General features: G+C 69.8%; 20 protein-coding genes. 9 read left to right on the top strand and 11 right to left on the bottom strand.

Annotated elements, in window-relative coordinates; all coding sequences use genetic code 11:
• Nucleotide 1: 1 nt before the first annotated feature.
• The 5 genes from A176_RS03350 to A176_RS03330 form a co-directional block, all read right to left on the bottom strand.
• The gene (locus A176_RS03350) at nucleotides 2-424 is read right to left on the bottom strand and encodes a VOC family protein (protein WP_002636779.1); all 423 of its coding nucleotides are present in this window, start codon (nucleotides 422-424) and stop codon (nucleotides 2-4) included.
• Nucleotides 417-791 carry an ArsR/SmtB family transcription factor gene (locus tag A176_RS03345; RefSeq protein ID WP_002636780.1) on the bottom strand — a complete coding sequence of 125 codons (375 nt, stop codon included), beginning with the start codon at nucleotides 789-791 and terminating at the stop codon, nucleotides 417-419. Before A176_RS03345 ends, A176_RS03350 begins: the two co-directional genes overlap by 8 nt.
• A 148-nt stretch (nucleotides 792-939) precedes the next feature.
• Nucleotides 940-2,064 carry a S1 family peptidase gene (locus A176_RS03340; RefSeq protein ID WP_044889735.1) on the bottom strand — a complete coding sequence of 375 codons (1,125 nt, stop codon included), beginning with the start codon at nucleotides 2,062-2,064 and terminating at the stop codon, nucleotides 940-942.
• Nucleotides 2,045-2,638 (bottom strand): toxin-antitoxin system YwqK family antitoxin, encoded by a 594-nt coding sequence (locus tag A176_RS39595; protein WP_002636782.1) that lies wholly within the window; start codon nucleotides 2,636-2,638, stop codon nucleotides 2,045-2,047. The genes A176_RS03340 and A176_RS39595 overlap by 20 nt, the downstream gene beginning before the upstream one ends.
• Nucleotides 2,638-3,369 carry a suppressor of fused domain protein gene (locus A176_RS03330; protein WP_002636783.1) on the bottom strand — a complete coding sequence of 244 codons (732 nt, stop codon included), beginning with the start codon at nucleotides 3,367-3,369 and terminating at the stop codon, nucleotides 2,638-2,640. The genes A176_RS39595 and A176_RS03330 overlap by 1 nt, the downstream gene beginning before the upstream one ends.
• A 148-nt stretch (nucleotides 3,370-3,517) precedes the next feature.
• On the opposite strand from A176_RS03330, the gene A176_RS03325 reads away from it, so the two are divergent.
• Entirely contained in the window at nucleotides 3,518-3,799 is a 282-nt protein-coding gene (locus A176_RS03325; protein WP_002636784.1) for a hypothetical protein, read from the top strand.
• A 54-nt stretch (nucleotides 3,800-3,853) separates the two neighbouring features.
• Entirely contained in the window at nucleotides 3,854-7,597 is a 3,744-nt protein-coding gene (ileS, locus tag A176_RS03320; protein WP_002636785.1) for an isoleucine--tRNA ligase, read from the top strand.
• Nucleotides 7,598-7,710: 113 nt separating this feature from the next.
• Here ileS and A176_RS03315 read toward each other — a convergent pair whose 3' ends face one another.
• Complete coding sequence (locus tag A176_RS03315; protein ID WP_002636786.1) at nucleotides 7,711-9,081, bottom strand: glycoside hydrolase family 26 protein; 1,371 nt, start codon at nucleotides 9,079-9,081, stop codon at nucleotides 7,711-7,713.
• A gap of 209 nt (nucleotides 9,082-9,290) precedes the next feature.
• On the opposite strand from A176_RS03315, the gene mxcH reads away from it, so the two are divergent.
• On the top strand, nucleotides 9,291-11,786 hold the full coding sequence (gene mxcH / locus A176_RS03310) for a TonB-dependent siderophore myxochelin receptor MxcH (protein ID WP_002636788.1): 2,496 nt from the start codon (nucleotides 9,291-9,293) through the stop codon (nucleotides 11,784-11,786).
• 57 nt (nucleotides 11,787-11,843) lie between these two features.
• Here mxcH and A176_RS03305 read toward each other — a convergent pair whose 3' ends face one another.
• From A176_RS03305 to A176_RS03285, 5 genes are all read right to left on the bottom strand, one after another.
• The gene (locus A176_RS03305; RefSeq protein ID WP_002636789.1) at nucleotides 11,844-13,073 is read right to left on the bottom strand and encodes a hypothetical protein; all 1,230 of its coding nucleotides are present in this window, start codon (nucleotides 13,071-13,073) and stop codon (nucleotides 11,844-11,846) included.
• Nucleotides 13,074-13,104: 31 nt separating this feature from the next.
• Nucleotides 13,105-14,631, bottom strand: coding sequence for a PepSY-associated TM helix domain-containing protein (locus tag A176_RS03300; RefSeq protein WP_002636790.1), 1,527 nt, complete (start codon nucleotides 14,629-14,631; stop codon nucleotides 13,105-13,107).
• Nucleotides 14,628-14,891, bottom strand: a complete 264-nt coding sequence (locus A176_RS03295; RefSeq protein WP_002636791.1) for a hypothetical protein — start codon at nucleotides 14,889-14,891, stop codon at nucleotides 14,628-14,630. The genes A176_RS03300 and A176_RS03295 overlap by 4 nt, the downstream gene beginning before the upstream one ends.
• On the bottom strand, nucleotides 14,891-15,202 hold the full coding sequence (locus A176_RS03290; protein ID WP_002636792.1) for a hypothetical protein: 312 nt from the start codon (nucleotides 15,200-15,202) through the stop codon (nucleotides 14,891-14,893). Before A176_RS03290 ends, A176_RS03295 begins: the two co-directional genes overlap by 1 nt.
• Before the next feature lie 178 nt (nucleotides 15,203-15,380).
• The gene (locus tag A176_RS03285) at nucleotides 15,381-16,118 is read right to left on the bottom strand and encodes an SDR family oxidoreductase (protein WP_044889818.1); all 738 of its coding nucleotides are present in this window, start codon (nucleotides 16,116-16,118) and stop codon (nucleotides 15,381-15,383) included.
• A 131-nt stretch (nucleotides 16,119-16,249) separates the two neighbouring features.
• Between A176_RS03285 and A176_RS03280 the strand changes: the two genes are divergently transcribed.
• The 6 genes from A176_RS03280 to A176_RS03255 all read left to right on the top strand — a co-directional run bounded on the left by A176_RS03280 (nucleotide 16,250) and on the right by A176_RS03255 (nucleotide 21,251).
• The gene (locus A176_RS03280) at nucleotides 16,250-17,200 is read left to right on the top strand and encodes an AraC family transcriptional regulator (protein ID WP_226994173.1); all 951 of its coding nucleotides are present in this window, start codon (nucleotides 16,250-16,252) and stop codon (nucleotides 17,198-17,200) included.
• A gap of 71 nt (nucleotides 17,201-17,271) precedes the next feature.
• Entirely contained in the window at nucleotides 17,272-18,621 is a 1,350-nt protein-coding gene (locus tag A176_RS03275) for an ATP-binding protein (RefSeq protein ID WP_021781139.1), read from the top strand.
• Complete coding sequence (locus A176_RS03270; RefSeq protein ID WP_002636796.1) at nucleotides 18,608-19,162, top strand: response regulator transcription factor; 555 nt, start codon at nucleotides 18,608-18,610, stop codon at nucleotides 19,160-19,162. The genes A176_RS03275 and A176_RS03270 overlap by 14 nt, the downstream gene beginning before the upstream one ends.
• Nucleotides 19,163-19,238: 76 nt before the next feature.
• Nucleotides 19,239-20,291 (top strand): hypothetical protein, encoded by a 1,053-nt coding sequence (locus A176_RS03265; protein ID WP_002636797.1) that lies wholly within the window; start codon nucleotides 19,239-19,241, stop codon nucleotides 20,289-20,291.
• A 4-nt stretch (nucleotides 20,292-20,295) separates the two neighbouring features.
• Nucleotides 20,296-20,763 (top strand): hypothetical protein, encoded by a 468-nt coding sequence (locus A176_RS03260; RefSeq protein ID WP_002636798.1) that lies wholly within the window; start codon nucleotides 20,296-20,298, stop codon nucleotides 20,761-20,763.
• A gap of 26 nt (nucleotides 20,764-20,789) precedes the next feature.
• Nucleotides 20,790-21,251, top strand: coding sequence for a hypothetical protein (locus tag A176_RS03255; protein ID WP_226994172.1), 462 nt, complete (start codon nucleotides 20,790-20,792; stop codon nucleotides 21,249-21,251).
• The last annotated feature ends 39 nt before the right edge of the window (nucleotides 21,252-21,290 follow it).

Genomic DNA, 21,290 nt, shown 5'->3' with positions numbered 1-21,290 from the left:
GCTACGCGCCGGCGGCGAGTTCTGGATGACAGAGCACCTCCCAAAGGTGCCCATCCAGGTCCGCGAAGTAGCCGAAGTAGCCCCAGGGCTGCTCGCTGGCGGGAACGGGCACGGTGCCGCCCGCCGCCTGCGCTCGCCGGAGGATGGCGTCCACCTCCTCGCGGGTGGGCGTCGCATGCGACAGGACGACGGCCGGTGGGCCCTTCGTGGACACCGGCTGACGTCCCGCCTTCGCCAGCGCTCCGCGAGGGAACAACACCAGCGACAGGTTGCCCTGGAGCGGGAGCGCCACATGGTCCTCCCCTTCTCCCAGCTCGGGCGCGGTCCACCCCAAGCCCTCCCGGTAGAAGGCGAGCGCGCGCTTCAAGTCATCCACGCCCAGCGTGATGATGTGGACGGCGGGCCGCATGCGGACCTCACTCATGACGTTCTCCCTTCCTGGAGCTGCCACGCTCCGGTTTGCGGAGCGCTTGCTCCAACGCATCGAGACGGTCGTTCCAGAAACGCTCGTAGAAGCGCAGCCAGTCGAGCGCGCTCGCCAGGGGCTCGGGCGCGAGGCTGCACCGGTGCGTGCGCCCCTCCACCGTCCTGTGAACGAGCCCCGCGCGCTCCAGCGCCTTGACGTGCTTGGACGCTCCCGCGAACGACATGCTGAAGGGGGCCGCCAGTTCGCCAATGCTCCGTGAACCCGCGGAGAGGCTGCGCAGCATCTCCCGCCGCGTCGGGTCGGAGAGCGCGTGGAAGACCGCGTCGAGCTGCTCGGAGCGCTGCTGAATCGTGGGGCTGACCATGAGGACCTCCACCCCATATTAAACCACCCAGTTAAACAATGCACCAGGGGGTGGGTCGGCAGGTCTCCTGGGCGCGCCGGACGCTCGCCCCGCATCCCGGCAGGCGCGTTCCCATTCGGCGCCTTGAACGTGCGCCGCGCTCCGGAAGTCAGACGCGACGCGAGCGCTCAGCGCCGACTCGCCGGCGCGCGAGCAGCACGAACACCCACGCGAAGAGCCCCGGCGCCCCATCCACCACCGCACAGCCCCCCGCGGCCGGTGGCGTCTCCGCGCACGGCAGCCACAGCCGACAGGTGTCCGCGGCCTTCACGCACGGATGCCCCTCCTGCTCACCGGTGCACACATCCCCGAAGCGGCCCGCCTCGAGCCCCGCTACCGCGCAACTCCGGATGTCCTCCGACTGGGCAACACACGCCATGCCCAGGGGACAGTCCGCGTGCGTGACACACCGCTGCGCGCACGCATCCACCCTCGGGTCCATCGGCGCCCGGGCCGGCGGCCGCCGCGCGGCATCCTCGATGGCCGCCTGGACGAAGGCCGCGTGCACGTCCACACGCGTGTTCGTGCCCGTCGTGCAGAGGAGGTCTCCAAACGACGTGATGCCCGCGAGCTGCTCGACTCCGTCTTGCGAGACGAACACCGGTCCGCCGCTGTCCCCGCCACACGACATCGCGGGCGCAGCTTCGATGGAGAACGTGTCCGCGTTGACCGAGGTGATTCGAGACAAGCCCCCCAGACGGCGCCCCATGGCGCCTTGCGCATCCGAGCCGAAGCCCACCACGCGGGCCATCCGCCCCACGCTGTCCGAGGACAAGGCCCCAAGCTCCAGCGCGAGCGGCGTCACCGGAGCGTCCTCGGCGAGCAGCAACACCCCGATGTCATTCACGCCCGGCCGCCACGCGGGATGTGGCCGACCCTCCGCCACGCGGATGCGCTGCGCCGCGGACGCGCGCGCCGTCTCCTCCGCGAACACCACCGAGAACACCTGCGGCGCATCGGCGTTCTCCACGCAATGCGCCGCCGTCAGCACCACCCGGGGTGACACCAACGTCCCCGTGCAGAGGACGGGTGCCGCCGCCTCCGCTTCGCCGCAGAAAGGCGACACGGGGACGATGGCGGCCACGGAGGGAAAGCCCGGCTCGGGCGCGCCCCCCACCACGGCCCGCCGCGACACGGCGGATGGAGCAGCGGGCTCGAACGCAGGGCCACAAGCAGCCGCCGCCACCCCGAACAGGATGGCGGCGGCGCAGGACTCACTCGCTCGTGAAGTCACCCTGCGGAACGTCCGTGGACTGCCCCTCGACGTCCCAGTACTTCCAGGCACCTGTCTTCTCACCCTTCTCGTACTGGCCCTGCGCGGCCAACGCGCCGCCGGCATGCCATTCCGAATAGGTCCCCTGCGCGCGGTGGCCCAGAATCGAGCCCTCCGCCCACTTCGAGCCGTCCGAACGCCAGGCGGTCCACCGCACCTCGCCACCGCCGGGGGGATGGACCTCCTCGCGGTTCTTCTGCCCCTCTTCGTAATAGAGGGTCCACAGGCCCTGCTTGAGCCCGCCGCGATAGTCACCCTCGAACTGCTTCACGCCGTCCTCGAAGTAGTGGACCCAGCGGCCCTCCATCTTCCCGTCGGCGTAGGAGCCTTCCGCCTTCAGCTTCCCGGTGGCATGCCACTCCGCCCAACGGCCGTGCTTCTGGCCGTCGGCACGCGCGCACCACTGAAGGACACCGTCCGGCGGCGCGCGGCCCGTGAGCCGAGCACCGTCCGGACAGGGCCCGGCGGCGCTGCTGCACCCCAGCACCGCCCCGGCGACGAGCGCCAGGGCCCCGTGTGACAGCCGACGCCACATCAGTAGCACGAGCCCGTGCAGCCGCAGTTGTTGCGCGCGAACGTGTAGTCATCCGAGGCCGCCGCGAAGCTGCCCAGGCCGTAGTCGTGCTTGGCGCAGTCCTGCGTATAGGCCGTGGTGCCCACGCAGCGCGGCAGGCTGGTGCCACCGCACCCCTGGCCACAGCGACCCTTGCAGCCATTGCCCGACCCGCCCGTGCAGCCACAGCCCATGCCCGCCGTGCGGTACTGGCCCGAGCCGATGTGCTGCCGGCTGCAGGAGCAGGAGATGTGCACCCAGCCGCGCTCGGACACGTACTCGTAGGAGGTGAGCACCTCGCCCACCGGGACAATCTGCATGAAGCTCGTCTGGCGCTCGGCGGCGGTCTCCACGCGCGTGCGGCCCTCGTCGGGGATGACCTGGGCCAGCCCCTCCAGCAGCGGCGCGAGCAACTGCGCCTGCGCGGCGTCGAGCGGGCTGCCCGACGGGATGAACTGCCCCACACCCTGGCGGTAGTCGATGTGGAAGCCGACCACGGGGTCACCAAAGTCGTACGTCACCTCGACGACATCCGCCTGCGTCTCCACCACCAGGAGCCGCACGGACGCGCCTCCCGAACCGTACGTGGCCTCCAACGTCGTCGCGTCGTGCTGGAGGAGCTTGAAGCCCTCCGCGTCCACCGCCTGCTCCGTCCGCGCGTTGGAACAACCCACCACGACAGCCATCAGCACACACAACAAAGCCCTCTTCATGGCGCTCACTCCAGGGGTGTAGGGAATTCTCAGGGAGCGAGAAACTAGATAGATGCGCACATCAGCGTCAATACGCACACTCTGAAAAACTGAAGTTCCCGGCCTAATGTCCGAGGCCGGCGACCAACGCCGAACACAGGAGAGACCCATGCCCCTGAATCGTGCAGCCCTGATGTGCCTTGCCGCCGTGCTGACGGCGGGTTGTGGTGGCCCGGCGGACGAGGCGTCCGACATGGAGAAGTCCGCGGAGGAGTCCCCGGCCCTCAGCATCAAGCCCCCGTTCGACCCGGAGCTTCACTGTCAGGTCCCGCACCCGTACGTGGACTGCGGCCCCGGCCAGCCCCAGGCGTATGCCCACTACAGCGCCGAATGGGGCTACTTCATTGGCCGCTTCGCGTGCGGCGGAAGCCAGCCCATCTGCCCGTTCTGAGTCCACAGGACGGGGCATCCATTGACCGCGTGCGGTGCTATCAAGCACCGCACCATGCCTGAAACGCCCCCCTCCCTGTTCGATGCGGTGCCCGCGGAGATGGACTTTCCCTCCGAGGAGCGCCGCGTCCAGGCCTTCTGGAAGGACCGCCGCATCTTCGAGCGCTCGCTCGAAGCGCGTGAGGGTGCTCCCAGCTTCGTCTTCTACGAGGGCCCGCCGACCGCCAACGGCCTGCCCCACAACGGCCACGTCCTCACGCGCGTCATCAAGGACCTGTTCCCCCGTTACAAGACGATGACGGGCCACTACGTCCCCCGCAAGGCTGGCTGGGACACCCATGGCCTGCCCGTGGAGGTGGAGGTCGAGAAGGAGCTGCGCATCCACGGCAAGGCGGAGATTGAACGCTACGGCGTGGAGCCCTTCACCGAGCGCTGCATCGAATCCGTCTTTCGCTACACCTCCGAGTGGGAGCGGCTCACCGAGCGCATCGGCTTCTGGGTGGACCTGAATCAGGCCTACGTCACCTACCACCGCCCCTTCGTGGAGAGCGTGTGGTGGGCCCTGTCGGAGCTGCACCGCAAGGGCCTGCTGTACCAGGGCCACAAGGTGGTGTGGTGGTGGCCGCAGGGTGGCACCGCGCTGAGCGCCGCCGAGGTGGGCCTGGGCTACAAGACGGTGGACGACCCGAGCGTCTACGTCGCCTTCCCGCTGCGCGACACGCCGGACACCGCGCTCGTCGTGTGGACGACCACGCCCTGGACGCTGCCGTCCAACATGTACGCGGCCGTCAACCCGGGCGTGGACTACGTCACCGTGGACGCGGGCGAGCGCAAGCTCATCGTCGCCGCGGCGCTGCGCGAGGCGCTGGCCAAGAAGCTCAAGGTGGAGCTGCCGGTGCTCTCCACCCAGAAGGGCAGCGACCTGGTGGGCCAGCGCTACCAGCCGCCCTTCGACCTCTACCACCAGCGCGCGGGTGAGACGCGGCTGCCCCTGAAGGACGGCGGCGAGGACGCGCAGGCGTGGCGCGTGCTGGGCGCGGACTTCGTCACGCTCGACAGCGGCACGGGCATCGTCCACATCGCCCCGGCCTTCGGCGAGGACGACTACGAGGCCTTCCGCAAGGACAAGGCCCGCTTCGCGCAGCCCGAAGCCCTGGAGCTGTTCTGCGCGGTGAAGCCGGACGGCACCTTCTCCGAGGAGGTGCCGCTGGTCGCGGGCCGCTTCGTGAAGGAAGCGGACAAGGACATCCAGCGCCACCTCAAGGAGCGCGGGCTGGTTCTCTTCACCGAGCAGTACAAGCACGAGTACCCGTTCTGCTGGCGCGCGGATGACGACCCGCTCATCCAGTTCGCGCGGCCCGCCTGGTACATCCGCACCACGTCGGTGAAGGACCAGGCCATCGCCAACAACCGCGCCGTCAACTGGGTGCCCGAGCACATCAAGGAAGGTCGCTTCGGCGACTTCCTGGCCAACAACGTGGACTGGGCCCTGTCGCGCGAACGCTACTGGGGCACGCCGCTGCCGCTGTGGATTCACTCGGAGACGGGCGAGGTCGAAGCCGTGCCCTCGCTCCAGGCGCTGCGCGAGAAGCCGGGCAACAACGTGGCCGAGGTCGAGGCGGAGCTGAACGCCTTCCTCGCCGGCAAGCCGCACGAGGCCAACGCCCAGCACCTCATCGTCCACAAGCCGTGGGTCGACAAAATCACCTTCGAGAAGCCCGGCAGCTCCGGCCGCTTCCAGCGCGTGCCCGAAGTCGTGGACGTGTGGTTCGACTCCGGCTGCATGCCCTTCGCGCAGTGGGGCTTCCCACACGCGCCGGGCTCGCAGGAGATTTTCAACCGCGCCTTCCCCGCGGACTTCATCTCCGAGGCCATCGACCAGACGCGCGGCTGGTTCTACTCGCTGCTGATGGTGAGCACGCTCCTCTTCGACGAGGAGACGCAGGCGCGCATCGGCCTGACGCCGCAGCGGAACTGGCCTCGGCCGTACAAGAGCTGCATCGTGCTGGGCCACGTCTCCGACAAGGAGGGCCGCAAGGAGTCCAAGTCCAAGGGCAACTACACCCCGCCGGAAATCATCCTGGACGAGGTGCGCATGGACTTCGCCGTCCTCACGGCCGCGGAGGCCGGCGTGCCCGGTGAGCCCGGCGTGGCGCTCATCGCGCGGGAGGACCTGGAGGGCCTGGACATCCAGGAGGGCGCCAAGGTGCAGCTCTTCCGCCCGGACCGGCCGGAGGTCTCCGTCACCGCCACGGTGAAGGTCCACAAGAAGCTCAAGCGCCGCGTGGTGCTGCTGGCCCCCGCCGAGCTCCAGACGCTGGGCGTGGCCCCCTCCGCGCGCGGCGCCAACGTCATGCCGGTGGAGGTCCCCCGGCTGGCGCCTTCCGAGCGCGTGGTGGTGAAGGACCCGGCCGCCAAGGCTCCGGGCGCGGACGCGTTCCGCTGGTTTTTCTACGCGGCGAGCCCCACCTGGTCGAACACGCGCCACTCGCTGGGCAACGTGCGGCTGTTGCAGAAGGACTTCCAGGTCAAGCTGCGCAACGTCTATTCGTTCTTCACCATCTACGCGAACATCGACGGCTTCAACCCCGCCGCGGGCAACGCCGACGCCACCGACGCGCCGTGGGAGGCCGTCCGCCGCAGCCAGGGCTGGCGCGAGGTGAAGGCGCGGCCGGTGCTGGACCGGTGGATTCTCTCCGAGGTCCACCTCACCCTGCGCGACGTCACCCGCGCGCTGGAGACCTACCAGGTGTACGACGCGGCCCAGCGCATGGTCGCGCTCGTGGACGCGCTGTCCAACTGGTACCTGCGCCGCAGCCGCTCGCGCTTCTGGGCGCCCGGCTTCGAGCAGGACAAGCAGGACGCGTACTTCACGCTCTACGAGGCCCTCACCACCATCACCGCGCTGGCGGCGCCCTTCATCCCCTTCTTCACCGACGACATGTGGGGCAACCTGGTGCGCAAGCCCTGGCCCACCACGCAGCCGGAGAGCGTGCACCTGGCGGGCTTCCCCACGGTGAACGCGGCCCTCATCGACGAGGGGCTCGCGGCGGAGATGGGCGCGGTGCGGGATTTGGTGTCCCTGGGCCTCAAGGTGCGCACGGACAACCGGCTCAAGGTGCGCCAGCCGCTGGCGCGCGCGGACGTCATCCTCGCGCGCAAGGAGCTGACGGAGCGCGTGGCGGTGTACCGCGACCTGATTGCCGACGAGCTCAACGTCCACGAGGTGCGCTTCGTGGAGCCGGGCAGCGACGAGGCCAACGTGGTGCGCTTCCGCGTGCGCCCCAACCTGCGCGCGGTGGGCGGGCGGCTGGGGCCCAAGCTGGCGCCGGTGCGCAAGGCGTTCGACACCGGGGACGGCGCGGCGCTGCACCGCGAGCTGCTCCAGACGGGCCGCGTGGCCCTGACGGTGGCGGGCGAGGACCTGGTGTTCACCGGCGAGGAGCTGGAGACGCTGGTGGAGGCCAACCCCGGCTACGCCGCCGCGGGCATGGGCGTGGGCGTGGTGGTGCTCCACACCGAGCTGACCGAGTCGCTGGTGGACGAGGGCCTGGTGCGCGAGTTGCTCGCCCGCGTGCAGGGCGCGCGCAAGGACATGGAGCTGGGCTACACCGACCGCATCCAGGTCTGGGTGGACGGCGACGCGCGGGTGAAGCGCGTCACGGACGAGGCGCGGGAGCTGATTGCCCGGGAGACGCTGGCCTCCAGCATCCTCGTGGGCCCCGAGGGCCTCACCGGCCAGGAAGAGGAAGTCAGCATCAACGGCCTGCCCGCGCGCATCCGCGTGGAACGGGCCTGAGCGTCCCGGAAGGTTCAGGCTGCCTCACCCCCGTTCGATGAGGCAGCCCGCCGGGTACGGCACTGAAGCGGACGCGGCCCTCCCACGTGAAGAAGGGCCGCGCCGCGCGTCACTCAGTTCGCGGTGAAGGTGGTGTCGTTGCGGTACAGCAGCGTCTGAGACCAGTTGGACGTGTAGACGAGCGTGTCCACGCGGTACGTCCCGGCCGGGCGCGAGGTGGGAATCACCAGCGCCGGCGTGAAGGTGCGCGTCTGGCCCGCGGTGAAGGCCTGGCTGAAGAACTGCTCGGCCACCAGCGTGAAGGGCGAAGCCGCGGTGCGAATCTCGTACTTCACGATTAGCGTCTGCGCCGTGGGCGACGTCACTGAACCGGAGACCTGGAAGCCCTGCCCCCGCGTCACCGTGGACGGCGTCACCGTGGCCCTGGAGGTGCTGAGCGTGCCCGCCGTCGGGAGGTTGGCGTAGAAGTTCCTGAACAGCGCGGCCGCGTTCGGGAACTGCGTCTGGAACGTGTGGCCCCCGGCGTTGTCCACGTTGGACAACTGGTGCAGCCCGTCCGGCGCCTGGTAGTCGAAGTAGGAGTGGTAGCCGACGTTGTTGGCCGGATCGAAGATGAACGACAGCATCTGCTGCACGAAGTAGGTGTTGTCGCCGCCGCCCATGGTGGCCGCGTCATTCACACCCCACTCCGGCACGGACAGCCGCTTGCCACGGGGCGCCGCGAAGTTGCGGAACTTCGCCAGCGCCGGCGCGAACTGGATGTCCCAGTTCTGCTGCCACCGGTTCTGCTGACACGTCCCCGTGCACCCGGAAGGGATGGGATAGCGGCCGTTCCACCCCTGGTCGTAGAGGTCGAAGCCGATGTAGTCGACGTACGCGTCACCCGGGTACGTCGCCGCCAGGTCGCTGGCGGAGATGTCGTAGTTCGGGTTCCAGTCGAACTCGAAGCCCGCGTTGGGCTGCGCGGTGCGCATGGCCGTCACGATGCGGCGGAAGCACGCGGCGAAGTTCGCCTGCTGGCCGTTGCCGGAGTACCAGGGCATCCAGCTCCCGCTGAACTCCCAGCCCGGGCGGATGATGCTGCGCTGAAGCCCCGCGTTGGCCAGGTTGTTGGCCAGGTTCCGGAACCGGAAGTCGTAGGCCCCCGTCGCGCACTGCGACAGCGAGCCCTGCCCGGAGGGGAACATGGACACGGAGTAGTTGAGCCGGCGGCCCGCCTTCGCCTTCACCCACGTGCCCCAGGCGTTGAGCTGCCAGGACGGGTTCTCGATGTTGGCCCAGGAGTCCTTCGGCTGGTGCCCCTGCCCCATGGGCACGTCGTGCCCGAGCCACGCGGAGTACGCGTTGACGAGGTGGGGCACGTTGTAGATTTCACCGCGGTAGACGCCCGTCAGCGGCTGGGCCGGCGCGCTCGCGGGCAGCGCGACAGCCACCGCCACCCACCACACCGCGGCGCGGAACAGCTTCTGGAATCCCAGCTTCATGACCGCAGTCTCCGATACCGAGTCTTTCTCAAGATACAGCTTTTACTCGATTAACGAATCATGAGACACGCTGTCAATCCAGACCCACTCTCCGTGCATGACGCGCCGTGCAGGCACGGGCCCCTGCCTTGACCCGCCCTTCGCAATCCTCGATATACGGCCCGCGCCACAGTTGAGACTGCGAAGCAAAACCAAAAACTGGATTGCGGATGTTCTCGGCATTCACCTCGTTCGCCCTGCTGCTCTCGGCGGCCCCCGCGGAGCCGGCATCCGCGGCGCCGCCCCCTCCTTCTGAAACCGCGCCCGCGCAGGTCCAGCCGCCCAGTCGCATCGACAGCGTCACCGTGCCCTATCCGGAGGTGGAGCTGGCCGCGGGGCGTGAAGCGGACGTGGTGCTGCGGCTGACCATCGACGAGCACGGCGTGGTGACGGAGGCGGACGTCGTCCAGTCGGCGGGCGAGGCCTTCGACGCGGCGATTCGCACCGCCGCGTTCGACTTCCGCTTCGAGCCCGCCCGCGTCGGCGGAGAAGCGGTCGCCTGCCAGATTGAGCTGCTCCACGCCTTCCGGCTGGGCGCGGACGAGGCCCCCCCGGAGCCCGAGCCCGTCGCCGAACCGCCTCCGGAGGAAGCAGCCCCGGCGGAGTCGGCCCCTCCTGACACGAAGACGATGGAGACCACGGTGTCCGGCCGCTCGGAGGCGGAGCGGATGCGGCAGTCGGCGGAGGCCGTGCGCGTCGTCAGCACCACGCGCGCCCGCGCCCGCTCGGCGGACATGGGGCAGGTGCTGGCGGCCCAGGAGGGCGTGGAGGTGCGCCGCAGCGGCGGTCTGGGCAGCACCATCCGCTTCTCGCTCAACGGCCTCACCGACGACCAGATTCGCTTCTTCCTGGACGGCGTGCCGCTCGACCTCTCCGGCTACCCGTTCGGCTTCGCCAACGTGCCGGTGAACCTGGTCGACTCGATTCAAATCTACCGGGGCGTGGTGCCCGCGCGCTTCGGCGCGGACGCGCTGGGCGGCGCGGTGAATCTCACCTCCGCGCCCATCCAGGACGGCGTCCATGGCGCCGCGTCGCTCCAGGGCGGCGCCTTCGGGACGTACCGGCTGACGCTGGGTGGCAGCTACCGGCCTTCGTCGGGCGGCTTCTTCGCCCGGGCCCACCTCTTCGCGGACACCACCCGGAACGACTACCGCGTGGACGTGCAGACCGCCGATGACACCGGGCAGATTCGCCCCGCCACCGTCAGCCGCTTCCATGATGGCTACCAGGCGCTGGGCGGCGGGCTCGAGGCGGGCTTCGAGCAGCTCGGCTGGGCGGACCGCGTCACCCTGCGCGCCTTCGGCTCCGGCTACGACAAGGACTTGCAGCACAACCTGGTGATGAGCGGCGGCCCGTTCGGAGAAGCGCGCTATGGCGCCACCGCGCTCGGCACCCAGCTCCTCTACGAGAAGGCCCTTGGCGACACGGTGCGCGTGGACGCGCTGGCGGGCTACGCGTGGCAGGCCACCGACTTCCAGGACACATCCCAGTGGGTCTACGACTGGTTCGGCAACCGGGTGCGGGAGCGCACGCAGCCGGGCGAGCTGGGCGGCGACGCCACCGACCAGACGCTCTGGCAACAGTCCTTCTATGGCCGCGCCAACGCGAGCTGGGCCCTGAGCCCGGCCCAGACGCTCCGGCTCGCCATCGCGCCCACGCTCACGCGGCGCACCGGTGAGCAGCGGCGGCTCGCCAGCCCCAGTGACGTGGACCCGCTCTCCGCGGACCGGAACATCCTCACCGCCGTCACCGGACTGGAGTACCAGCTCAACGCCTTCAACGACGCGGTGGAGCTGATTGTCTTCGCCAAGGACTACCTCTACGCGGCCCGGGCGCAGCAACTGCTGCCCACCCGGCAGTGGCAGAGCAAGGACCGCACCCTGAACCAGTTGGGCGGCGGCGCGGCCCTGCGGCTGCGCGTGGCCGAGCCCGTCTACCTGAAAGTCAGCTACGAGCGCGCCACGCGGCTGCCTCGGATGGACGAGCTGTTCGGCAACGGCGTCCTCGTCCGGGAGAACCTCGACCTGGCGCCGGAGACCAGCCACAACGTGAACGCGGGCCTCGCCACGGCGCCGCTGCGCACGGGGCTCGGCGTGTTCCGGGGCGAGCTGACCGGCTTCGCCCGGCTCGCGCAGGACCTCATCCTGCTCTCCGGAAGAGACCGCGACTGGAGGTACCAGAACGTGTACGGCGCGCGGGCGCTGGGCATCGAGGGCGCGGCGGGCTGGAGCTCACCTGCGGGCTGGTTCCACCTGGACGCGAACGCCACGTTCCAGGACATCCGCAACACGTCCGGCCAGGGGACCTTCGGCGCGTTCGAAAACCAGCGGCTGCCCAACCGGCCCTGGTTCTTCCTCAACGCCACGGCGCGCCTGTCGCTGCGGGGCGTGGCCACGGCGGAGGACGAGCTGTCGCCCTTCTGGACCGCGCGCTACGTCCACGGCTTCTTCCGCAACTGGGGAGGCCTGGGCGCGGTGGGAACCAAGGAGACCATCGACAACCAGTTCGCGCAGGCGGCGGGCGTGGGCTACCGGGTCCGGCTCCAGGGCTTCTCCCTGGGCCTCAGCACCGAGCTCGACAACGTCACCAACGCGCGGCTGTTCGACTTCTTCGGGGTGCAGCGGCCGGGCCGCTCGGGGTGGCTCAAGGCCACCGTGGAGTACTGAGGCCGCCCGGCGCCGCCCGCGCCAGCATGCGCGGGCGGCTCCAGGTGCGGCGGGAACTCAGCGCACCTTCACGAACTGATAGGCCCAGCCCAGCGTGTCGAAGCGCTTCACCGCGGCGCCGTTGCCGTTCAGCTCCCACACGGCCGTCGACGCGTAGTCCGCCGTGGGCAGCAGCAGGAAGGTCCGGCCCTCGATGGTGAAGGCGTAGTAGCCACCGGCAATCCAGTCCAGGCCCTCGATGGGCGCGCCCTCGCCCGTCTCCAGGTTGACCTGCCACAGCTTCCAGTGCGTGCCGTTGGTGACGTCGGCCGCCGTCGGCGAGGAGCTCAGCGTCGGGCTGTCGTCGTGGAAGGCCGCCACCACGCCCACGTTGTTGCTCAGGTAGCGGAACGCGGCCGTCTGGCGCCCGCCCACCATGGACGCCAGCGAGCGCGTCCAGTCCGCATCGATGGCGCGCTGCCCCGCCCGGATGCGCACCGCGCAGGTCTCCGGCGCCGTGTCGTCCACCACGGGCGCGCCCGCGCTGAACACCCAGTTGCTGAAGTAGATGTTCCCCGCCTCGTCCTTCGTGGCCACGTCCAGGCCGGGGCACGGCGCCTCGAGCAGCTCCACCAGGCTGTCATCCGCGTGGGAGTAGACGGCGATCTGCGAGCTGGGCAGGAAGCGGTAGTAGCTGCCGTCCGTCCAGTAGAAGGGCTGGAACGAGAAGCCATCCCGCGCCGCCACGCCGCGGTCGAAGCTGGCCTTCACCACCAGGCCGTCACGCTCCGCCGCCAGTCCCGGCGACGCGACGGGGCCGGAGATGGTCATCGCCTCGGGGTTCCAGACGATGCGCCGCGACTCCTCCAACTGCATGTACGCCGACGTCCCGTCCACGAAGTGGTTGTGGTACAGCGGCGCCGTCGCCAGGCCGTAGCTGGCGAAGCTGATCTTCCCCGCCTCCTGGAAGCGGCCGCTGTCGAACACCGTGTAGCGGGTGAGCTCGGGCGCCTCGCCCGCGCCGACGAAGAGCTTCCCGTCCACCGCGCCAATCGTCGCGAAGCCGGAGTGCTCGCTCGCCTGCTCCAGGTCGAGGCTGCGCACGTCCAGCGAGTTGAACACACTCACGTAGGTGGCCGACCCGGACTCGCCGAAGACGGACGTCGCCAGGCTGTACATGGGCCCCGTCTGCGTCTCGTCCGGCGTCGGCGTGGGGTCCGGGTCGGACGAGCCACACGCCGTCAGCGAGGCGGCGAGGAACATGAGGGACGTGGTGGATGCAGTCGCCAGACGGCTGCGCTTGCGCATGGGGTTCTCCAAGGTGAAGTGAAGCGTGAACTCAGGTCGCCACCGCGGCGGGCATCGTCGCGGGGGCCTTCTGCTGAAGTCGGGGAATGGCGCGGGCGGCGCCGGCGAGCAGCACCGCGAGCGCGAGGATTCCCAGCTCGGCCCCGAGGACGAAACCGGAGCCCGAGGCGAAGGGCAGCCGCTGCATCCGCGCCGCGTCGATGAGCGGCACGGCGAAGAGCCCCGCGCTCGCCAGGATGAGCAGGCGCCGCGAGGCCGCCGCGGGTGCGCCGTCCAACAGCGCGCTTCCCACCCCCACGGCCCAGACGACGAAGAAGACGGTGTGCTCCCAGCGAGGCCTGTCCGCGAGCTCCGCGGGCAGGAACTGGTTGGCCAGGAAGAGTCCCGCCACCGCCAGCGGCAGCCCGGCACAGACGCCCGCCGTCAGCCGCGCGAGCACCGTGTCGAAGCGGCTCTTGCCCTGCAGGCGCCGCCGCTCCAGCCAGAGCAGGTTGCCGGACAGGATGCCGAACGCCATCAGCCAGGAGAGCAGCGCGTAGACGACCTTCGCGGGGAGGCTGGCCCACGTCGCGAAGTGCAGCCCGTACAGCGGGTCCATCACCTGCGTGTAGAGCGTGCCTCCGCCCGTCTCGCGCTCCCAGAGGACCGCCCCCTCGCGCGACACCCGCAGGTGCGTGAAGGCATGCAGCGAGCCCTCGATTTCTCCCGGAAGATGGACGGTGCCGTTCGCGTCCCCCAGGTGGTCGAAGAAGAACCAACTGTGCTCCGACTGCGGGAAGCGCGCCTTGGCCAACGCCAGCGCGTGGGCGAGGTCGGGCGCGCCACCGGGCTGCCCCGACGCGGGTTGCGGCGTGGGCCAGTCCACGACCGCCTCCAGCGCCTTCGGGTCGCCATCCAACGCGGCGGCCTGCACCCCGGGCGCGTACCAGTCCGCCAGACAGAGGATGCCCCCCGTGATGGCGAAGACGAACAGGAAGGGCGAGCTGACCACGCTCACCGCCTTGTGCGCGTCCGACCAGAAGACGCGCCGGGAACCGTCCGGCCGGAACTGCACGAACTCCCGCACCAGCCGCCCCAACTGAATGAGCACGCCGGTGACGACGAGCAGCAGCAGCACGACCGACGCGATGCCCGCCAGGTGCTTGCCGAAGGGCACTGGCTCCAGGAAGTGCATGGCGTTGAGGAACTCGCCCAAATCACTGCGCTCGCCAATCTCGCGCCCCGACACCGGGTCCCTCCACGTGGAGTGGATGGCGCCCTCCGGCGTCATGCGCCACAGCTTCATCCACGGCTCCTCGGCGGTGGGCAGGGAGATGCCGAACCACACCGGCCGCGCGGCCGTCTCCTGCTCCGCGAGCCGCTGCGCGATGCGAACCGCCTCCGCCTCCGTCACCACGCCCGGCGCGCGGAACGTGGGCTCCTGCCAGGGCGCCAGCTCCTCCGCGAAGAGCGCGAAGGACCCCAGGAAGAACAGCACGAAGAGAATCAACGAGGACAGGACACCCGCCCAGGCGTGAGCGTCCCAGAGGATGGTGTACGAACGCGGTGACAGCTTCACGAGAGCACCAGGATGGCGGCCGACACGGCGGCCACCAGCGCCGAGCCCACCCACGCCCGCGTGCCACTCCGGGCCAGCAGCGCGAAGCAGGTGGCGGCGACCATCGCAGGCAGCGCGAGGAGCTGCGCCAGCAGGTAACGCGCGTCCCGGGCCGCGGGCAGCACCGCCATCAGCGCCAACGTCGCCAGCACCGCGGCCGCGGGCGCCGCCGTCACCGCCGCGCCAATCCGCGCGGCGCCGTGTTCGTGCTTCTGCGCCATCAGAGCGCCCCCACGCAGGCCACCACGACGCCCAGCGCGCTCACCGGCACTACCCACCGCGTGACGCGCGGCCACAGCGGCCCACACAACGCGAGCAGCGGCGTGGCCAGCATCGCCACCACCGTGGCCGTCGTCAGGCCGACGCCCAGGCCCTGGGCCTTCATCCCCACGGCCACGCCCACCAGACACGCCGCGGCCCCTGCCACCCGCGCCCACGTGCGGTGACGCGTGAGCACGCTTTCAGGAGCGCGGGCCGTCACCCGCAGGAGCACGGCGATGCCCAGTACGATGAGCAGGGTCGAAACCGCCATGTTCTCCTCGGAACAAAGCGCTATTGAGAATCAATCTCAATATCGGAACGACCCCATATCAACCCTGGCTCCGCATCGAAGTCAAGGTGGGCGCACAGACTCGGAACGCGCGCCGGCACGGCATTTCACGCACAGCGGGACGGAGCCGTACACGGCTCCGCCCCGGGTCATTTGACGCTCAGTTCGGGCTCGCCGTGGGACGGACGATGATTTCATTCACGTCCACGTCGTCGGGCTGCTCGATGGCGAAGGCGATGCTCCGCGCGATGGCCTCCGGTGGAATGGCGATGCGCCGGTACTCCCGCATGGCGTCGCGAGCGCCTTCGTCGGAGATGGACTCCGCGAGCTCCGACGTCGTCACGCCGGGTGAGATGACCGTCACCCGAATGTCGCCGCCGACTTCCTGCCGCAAGCCCTCGGAGATGGCGATGACGGCGTACTTCGTCGCGCAATAGACGGCGGCGGTGGGCACCACCGTGTGGCCGCCAATGGAGGAGACGTTGATGAACTGGCCGGAGCGCTGGGCCTGCATGATGGGCAGCCCCGCGGCGATGCCATGCAGGACGCCCCGGATGTTGACGTCAATCATCCGATCCCACTCGTCGACCTTGAGCGCCTCCAGCTTCGACAAGGGCATCACGCCCGCGTTGTTGATGACGACGTCAATGCGGCCGTGCTCCTCGCGCGCGAAGCGCATGAAGGCCTCCATGTCCTCCCGCTTCCCGACGTCCAGCGCCTGGTGGCGCGCCGAGCCCCCCTGGGCGCGGATGGCGGACGTCAGCGACTCCAGCCGGTCCACGCGGCGTGCGCCCAACACCACGTGCGCGCCCCTGCTGGCGAGCAGCCGAGCGGTGGCTTCGCCAATGCCGCTGCTCGCACCGGTGATGGCAATGACCTTCCCTTGGATTCCAGACATGTGGATGCGCCCCGTGACTGCGATGTGGATGGATGCAATGTGGCCGCGCACCCCGCCGGGGCGGTACTCCGATGCTGCCGGGTTCTTGCCCAATCCTGCGCATCCGCCAGAAAAACTCGGGATGGAAGGGCTTGCTCGCCTACGTTCTCCCCCTGATGACAGAACGTCCACCATCGAAGCAGCCCGCCGAGCTGGCCCGGTTGATTCAGAGGCACGCGCCCGCTGACGGTCTTCATGCCACCGCCATTCCGCGCGTGCTCCTGATTCGCGCCGCCTGCCCCTCCGAGCCCGTGCATGCCTTGCACGAACCTGCCCTCTGCATCGTCGCCCAGGGCCGCAAGCAGGTGATGCTCGGAGAGGAAGTCTTCGTTTACGGGGCGGACCAATGCCTCGTGGTGTCGGTGGACCTTCCCGTCGTGGGACAGGTCATTGAAGCCACGGCCACGGCGCCCTACTTGTGCCTGCGCGTTGACCTGGACCCGGGCCAGATTGGAAGCCTGATGTTGGAGGCGGGACTGGAGCCCCAGGGGCGAGCACCGCCGGGTCCCGGCCTGTCACTCACGCCCGCCGAGCCATCCCTGCTCGACGCGGCGACCCGACTGGTCCGGCTGCTGGAGACGCCTCGCGACATCCCCATCCTCGCGCCCCTCTTCATCCGCGAGATGCTCTACCGGCTGCTGTCCGGCGAGCACAGCGCGCGGCTGCGCCACATCGCCCTGGCGAAAGACCGGCTCGATTCCATCAACCGCGCCATCGCCTGGCTCAAGCACCACTACGCGGAGCCGTTGCGCATCGAGCAGCTCGCGCGCCAGGCGCACATGAGCACGTCCGCGCTCCATCACCACTTCAAGAGCATCACCGCCATGAGCCCGCTCCAGTATCAGAAGCAGCTCCGGCTCCAGGAGGCCCGGCGGCTCATGTTGGGCCAGGCGCTGGATGCGGCATCGGCAGGCCATTCGGTGGGCTACGAAAGTCCCTCGCAGTTCAACCGGGAGTACAGCCGCCTGTTCGGCGCGCCGCCCGCGCGAGACATTGCCCGGCTCCGCGGCACGCTCGCACCCCAGCCCAATGCGTCAACTTGACGCACACCCCCACCGCACCTCCGGGATATGAGGATGCGGTGTCCCCCGCGCCGACCCACGCAGGAGCGCCGTTGAGCGACGCGCTGGCCGCGCCCCCGCGACAGCCCGCCGCTGCGTTCCGCCGCACGCCCGACGACATGGTGGCGCGGCTGTCCTCCAGCGCCATCGCGCTCGGCTGGTTCGTCCGCCTGCGCTGGCATGCCGTCGCCGGGCAGGCCGTAACGGTGGCCGTCGCGGTCCGTGGCCTGGAGCTGGAACTGCCGGTGGCGCCGCTGCTCGCGTTGGTGGCGACGACGGCGGTGTCCAACCTGATGCTCGCGCTCTGGCTGCGGCGGTCGCCGTCCGTCCAACCCGGGGTGCTCGGCGCCGTGCTCGCGTTCGACACCGCGCTGCTCACCGGCTTGCTCGCGCTGTCGGGTGGGCCGGCCAATCCCTTTGGCATGTTGTACTTGGTCCACGTGACGCTGGCCGCCATCGTGCTGGGGACGCGCTGGACGGTGCTCATCGCGCTCATGTCCGTGATGGGCTCCACCAGCCTCTTCGCCTTTCATGTCCCCCTGCCGGACACGGTGAATCAGCCGGGCCACCACGGCCTGGGGTCGCTCCATGTCGTGGGCATGTGGGTCGCCTTCACGCTCACCGCGCTCATCATCGCCTTCGTCGTCGCGCGGGTGGCCTCCGCGCTGCGCGACCGGCAAGCCGCGTTGGCGCGGACGCAGCGGTTGGCGGCGCGCGCGGAGAAGCTCGCATCGCTGTCCACGCTGGCGGCGGGCGCGGCGCATGAGCTGGGCACGCCGCTGGGAACCATCGCCATCGCGGCCAACGAGCTGGACAGCCTCATCCTCGACGCGCCCCACGAGGCCCTGGAAGACGCCCGCCTCATCCGGGACGAGGTCGAGCGCTGCCGGGACATCCTCGAACGCATGAGCGCCCGCTCGGGCCAGACGCTGGGCGAGGTGCCCGAGAAGACGACGCCCGGCGCCATCCTCGAACGGCTCCGGGAACAGCTCGGCGCGGCGGAGCAGGCCCGGCTCCGGCTCGAGCCCGGGCCCGACATCGCCATCTGGTGCCCCGTGCGCGGATTGGTGCAGGTGCTGACGAACCTCGTGCGCAACGGACTGCACGCCAGCGAGGCAACGCAGACGCCCGTCGTCGTGTCCGCCCACCACGAGGCGGACCGCTTGCGCTTCGTCGTGGAGGACCGGGGCACCGGCATCCCCCACGCGTTGATGCCCCGCCTGGGAGAACCCTTCTTCACCACCAAGCCCGCGGGCCAGGGCATGGGACTGGGCTTGTTCCTCGCGCAGACCTACGCCGAGCTGTGCGGGGGCCGCCTGGAGCTCGACTCCGAGGAAGGCCGGGGCACGCGTGTGCTGCTGGAGTTGCCGCTGCGACGGGAGACCGCCGATGCCACCGGGTGAGACGCCGCCACTCCGGGTGCTCGTCACCGACGACGACGCGCGCTTCCGCGAGCGGCTGGTGCGTGCCTTCGTGCGGCATGGCTTCGATGCCCAGGGCGCCGCCAGCGCGGAGGAAGCACACGAGGCCGCCCGTGCCTTTCGTCCGAGTCACGCCGTCGTGGACCTCCGGCTTCCGGATGGCTCCGGCCTGGAAGTGGTGCGCGAGCTGAAGGCGCTGGACGCGAACACCATCATCGTCGTGCTGACGGGCTACGGCAGCATCGCCACGGCCGTGGAGGCGGTGCGGCGCGGCGCCACGCACTACCTGGCCAAGCCCGCGGACGTGGATGACATCCTGCTCGCCTTCGCGGGCGCCACCCTGCCCTCGGGCCAGGAGGCCGCGCTCACCCACGAAGTGCCCTCCCTGGCGCGCGCGGAGTGGGAGCACATCCAACGCGTGCTCGCCGACTGCGGCGGCAACATCTCCCAGGCCGCCCGGCTGCTGCGCATCCAGCGGCGGAGCCTGCAACGCAAGCTGGCCAAGTATCCCGTTCCCAAATGAGTGGCGCGGGGTGCGTCAGCAAGACGCACGAAGCGCCGGCCCTGAACCGTTAGGGTAGGCCGTGTCAGGAGGTTCGATGTCCGCTCCCCGCTGGAGTGCGCTGCTGCTCAGCATCACCGTGGCATCCGCCGGAGGCTGCACCCGGGCGCCCGCCGAAGGTGGGTGGAAGGAGGAGAACGGTGGCATCCGGTGCCAGGAGCTCCAACACCTGGCCTGCACGGGGCTCTACGGCGAGGGGGGCACCGGCTGGGCGGACAAGAAGATTCCCACCGACGTACGCCCCTACGAGCCCGGCCTCCAGCTCTGGAGCGACGGGTTGGACAAGGTGCGCTTCATCCACCTGCCCCCGGGCACGAAGGTGGACACGTCGAACGCCGACGAGTGGCGCTTTCCCGTGGGCACCAAGCTCTGGAAGGAGTTCCGCTGGAAGGGGCGGCGCATCGAGACGCGCTTCCTCTGGAAGCGCCCCGACGGAAGCTGGCTGCGCACCACCTACCGCTGGAGCGAGGACCAGAAGACCGCGCTCGAATTGACGGGCGGCGAGAAGAACGTGCCCGGCACGGAGGAATACGAAATCCCCAGCCAGGTAGACTGCCAGTCCTGCCACCGCGGGCGCGCGGACGAGGTGCTCGGCTTCGAGGCCGTGGCCCTGGCCCACGAGGGCGCGCGCGGCCTCACGCTGTCCAAGCTGGTGGAAGAAGGGCTGCTGAGCCATCCGCCCAAGGACGTCCCGAAGATTCCCGGCACGCCCGTGGAGCAAGCCGCGCTGGGCTACCTGCACATGAACTGCGGCGTGTCGTGCCACAGCGCCAACCGCATGGCGCTGGGCAGCAGCTCCGGGCTGCACGTGCGCCTGGAGGCCGCCGAGCTCGGCACGGTGCAGGCCACGGACACGTGGCGTACGTCGGTGGATGTGAAGGCGTTCTTCCAGACGTCCGGCCTGTTCGGTGACACCTCGCAGCGCGTGGCCCCGGGTGACGTGGCGCGCAGCTCCGTGCTCCACCGCATGAGCCAACGGGGCGGCGCCATTCAGATGCCGCCGCTGGGGACACGGGTGGTGGATGAGCACGGCCGGGCGCTCATCCAGCGGTGGATTGAGTCCATGCCGGCGGCCAAGAAGGGCGGATAACGACATGCTGTACTCCGTGGTCCTCCTCCTCCACTCCTGGCTGCGCTGGGGCGTGGTGGTGCTGGGCGCGTTCGCGCTCGGGAAGTCGCTGTGGGGCTGGATGCGCGGCCGGGAATGGACGGCCGTGGACCGCCGCGTCCAGGTCGCCTTCGTCTCCGCCTTCGACCTGCAGATGCTGCTCGGGATGACGCTCTACTTCGCGCTCAGCCCGCTCACGCCTCGCAGCTTCGAGGCATTCCGGATGAACATGGGCATCAGCCAACTGCGCTTCTTCGGACTGGACCACCCGTTGATGATGCTCCTGGCCCTCACGGCCGCCCACGCGGCCTCCGCGATGTCCAGGCGGGACGGCCCGGCCCAGCAGCGGCATCGCACCTGGGCCATCGGGCTGCTCATCGCCGCGCTGCTCATCGCCTTCGCCATCCCCTGGCCCGCGATGTCCGTGGGCCGTCCCCTGATTCGGGGTTTCTAGCCAGACGAACAGGTAGACTGACGCCCATGCACAGACAAGGGATACCCGGAGGCACGGTAGCGATTGCGGCGGCGGTGCTGCTCACCTGGAGCGTGGGGCTGTTCGGCTGCGGCAAGAGCAAGGCGCGTGAGGCCCTCACGGCGAAGCTGGTGCAGCGCGTGAGCGCCGTGTCGGCGGCGGGCGGCACCTTCCACCTGGCGGAGCTGACGGACTTCGAATGGGACACGTTCCACGTCTTCACGCCCTACATCGGTGAAGAGCTGATCAAGGACAGGCTGGGCATGGACTGGTCCGGCGCCCGGGAGGTCTACGACACGGAGTGCCTGCTCGTCTTCGTGAAGGGAGGCGACGTGGTGCTGGACCTCAGCTTCCCCCGCCACCAGGGCGACTTCTCGAACATGAAGCAGCGCCGCTTCGGCCAGGATGACGCCATGTTCACGGTGAGCCCGGGCGAGAAGCAAATCGTGCACGCCACGCAGGCCCCCTGACGCCTGAGCCCGTCCGGATTTGACGGCGCAGGTGAGAAG

Source organism: Myxococcus hansupus (assembly GCF_000280925.3).
GTDB classification, from domain to species: domain Bacteria; phylum Myxococcota; class Myxococcia; order Myxococcales; family Myxococcaceae; genus Myxococcus; species Myxococcus hansupus.
Note: the sequence above shows the minus strand (reverse complement) of the source record. Positions and strands in the feature narration are given on the sequence as shown.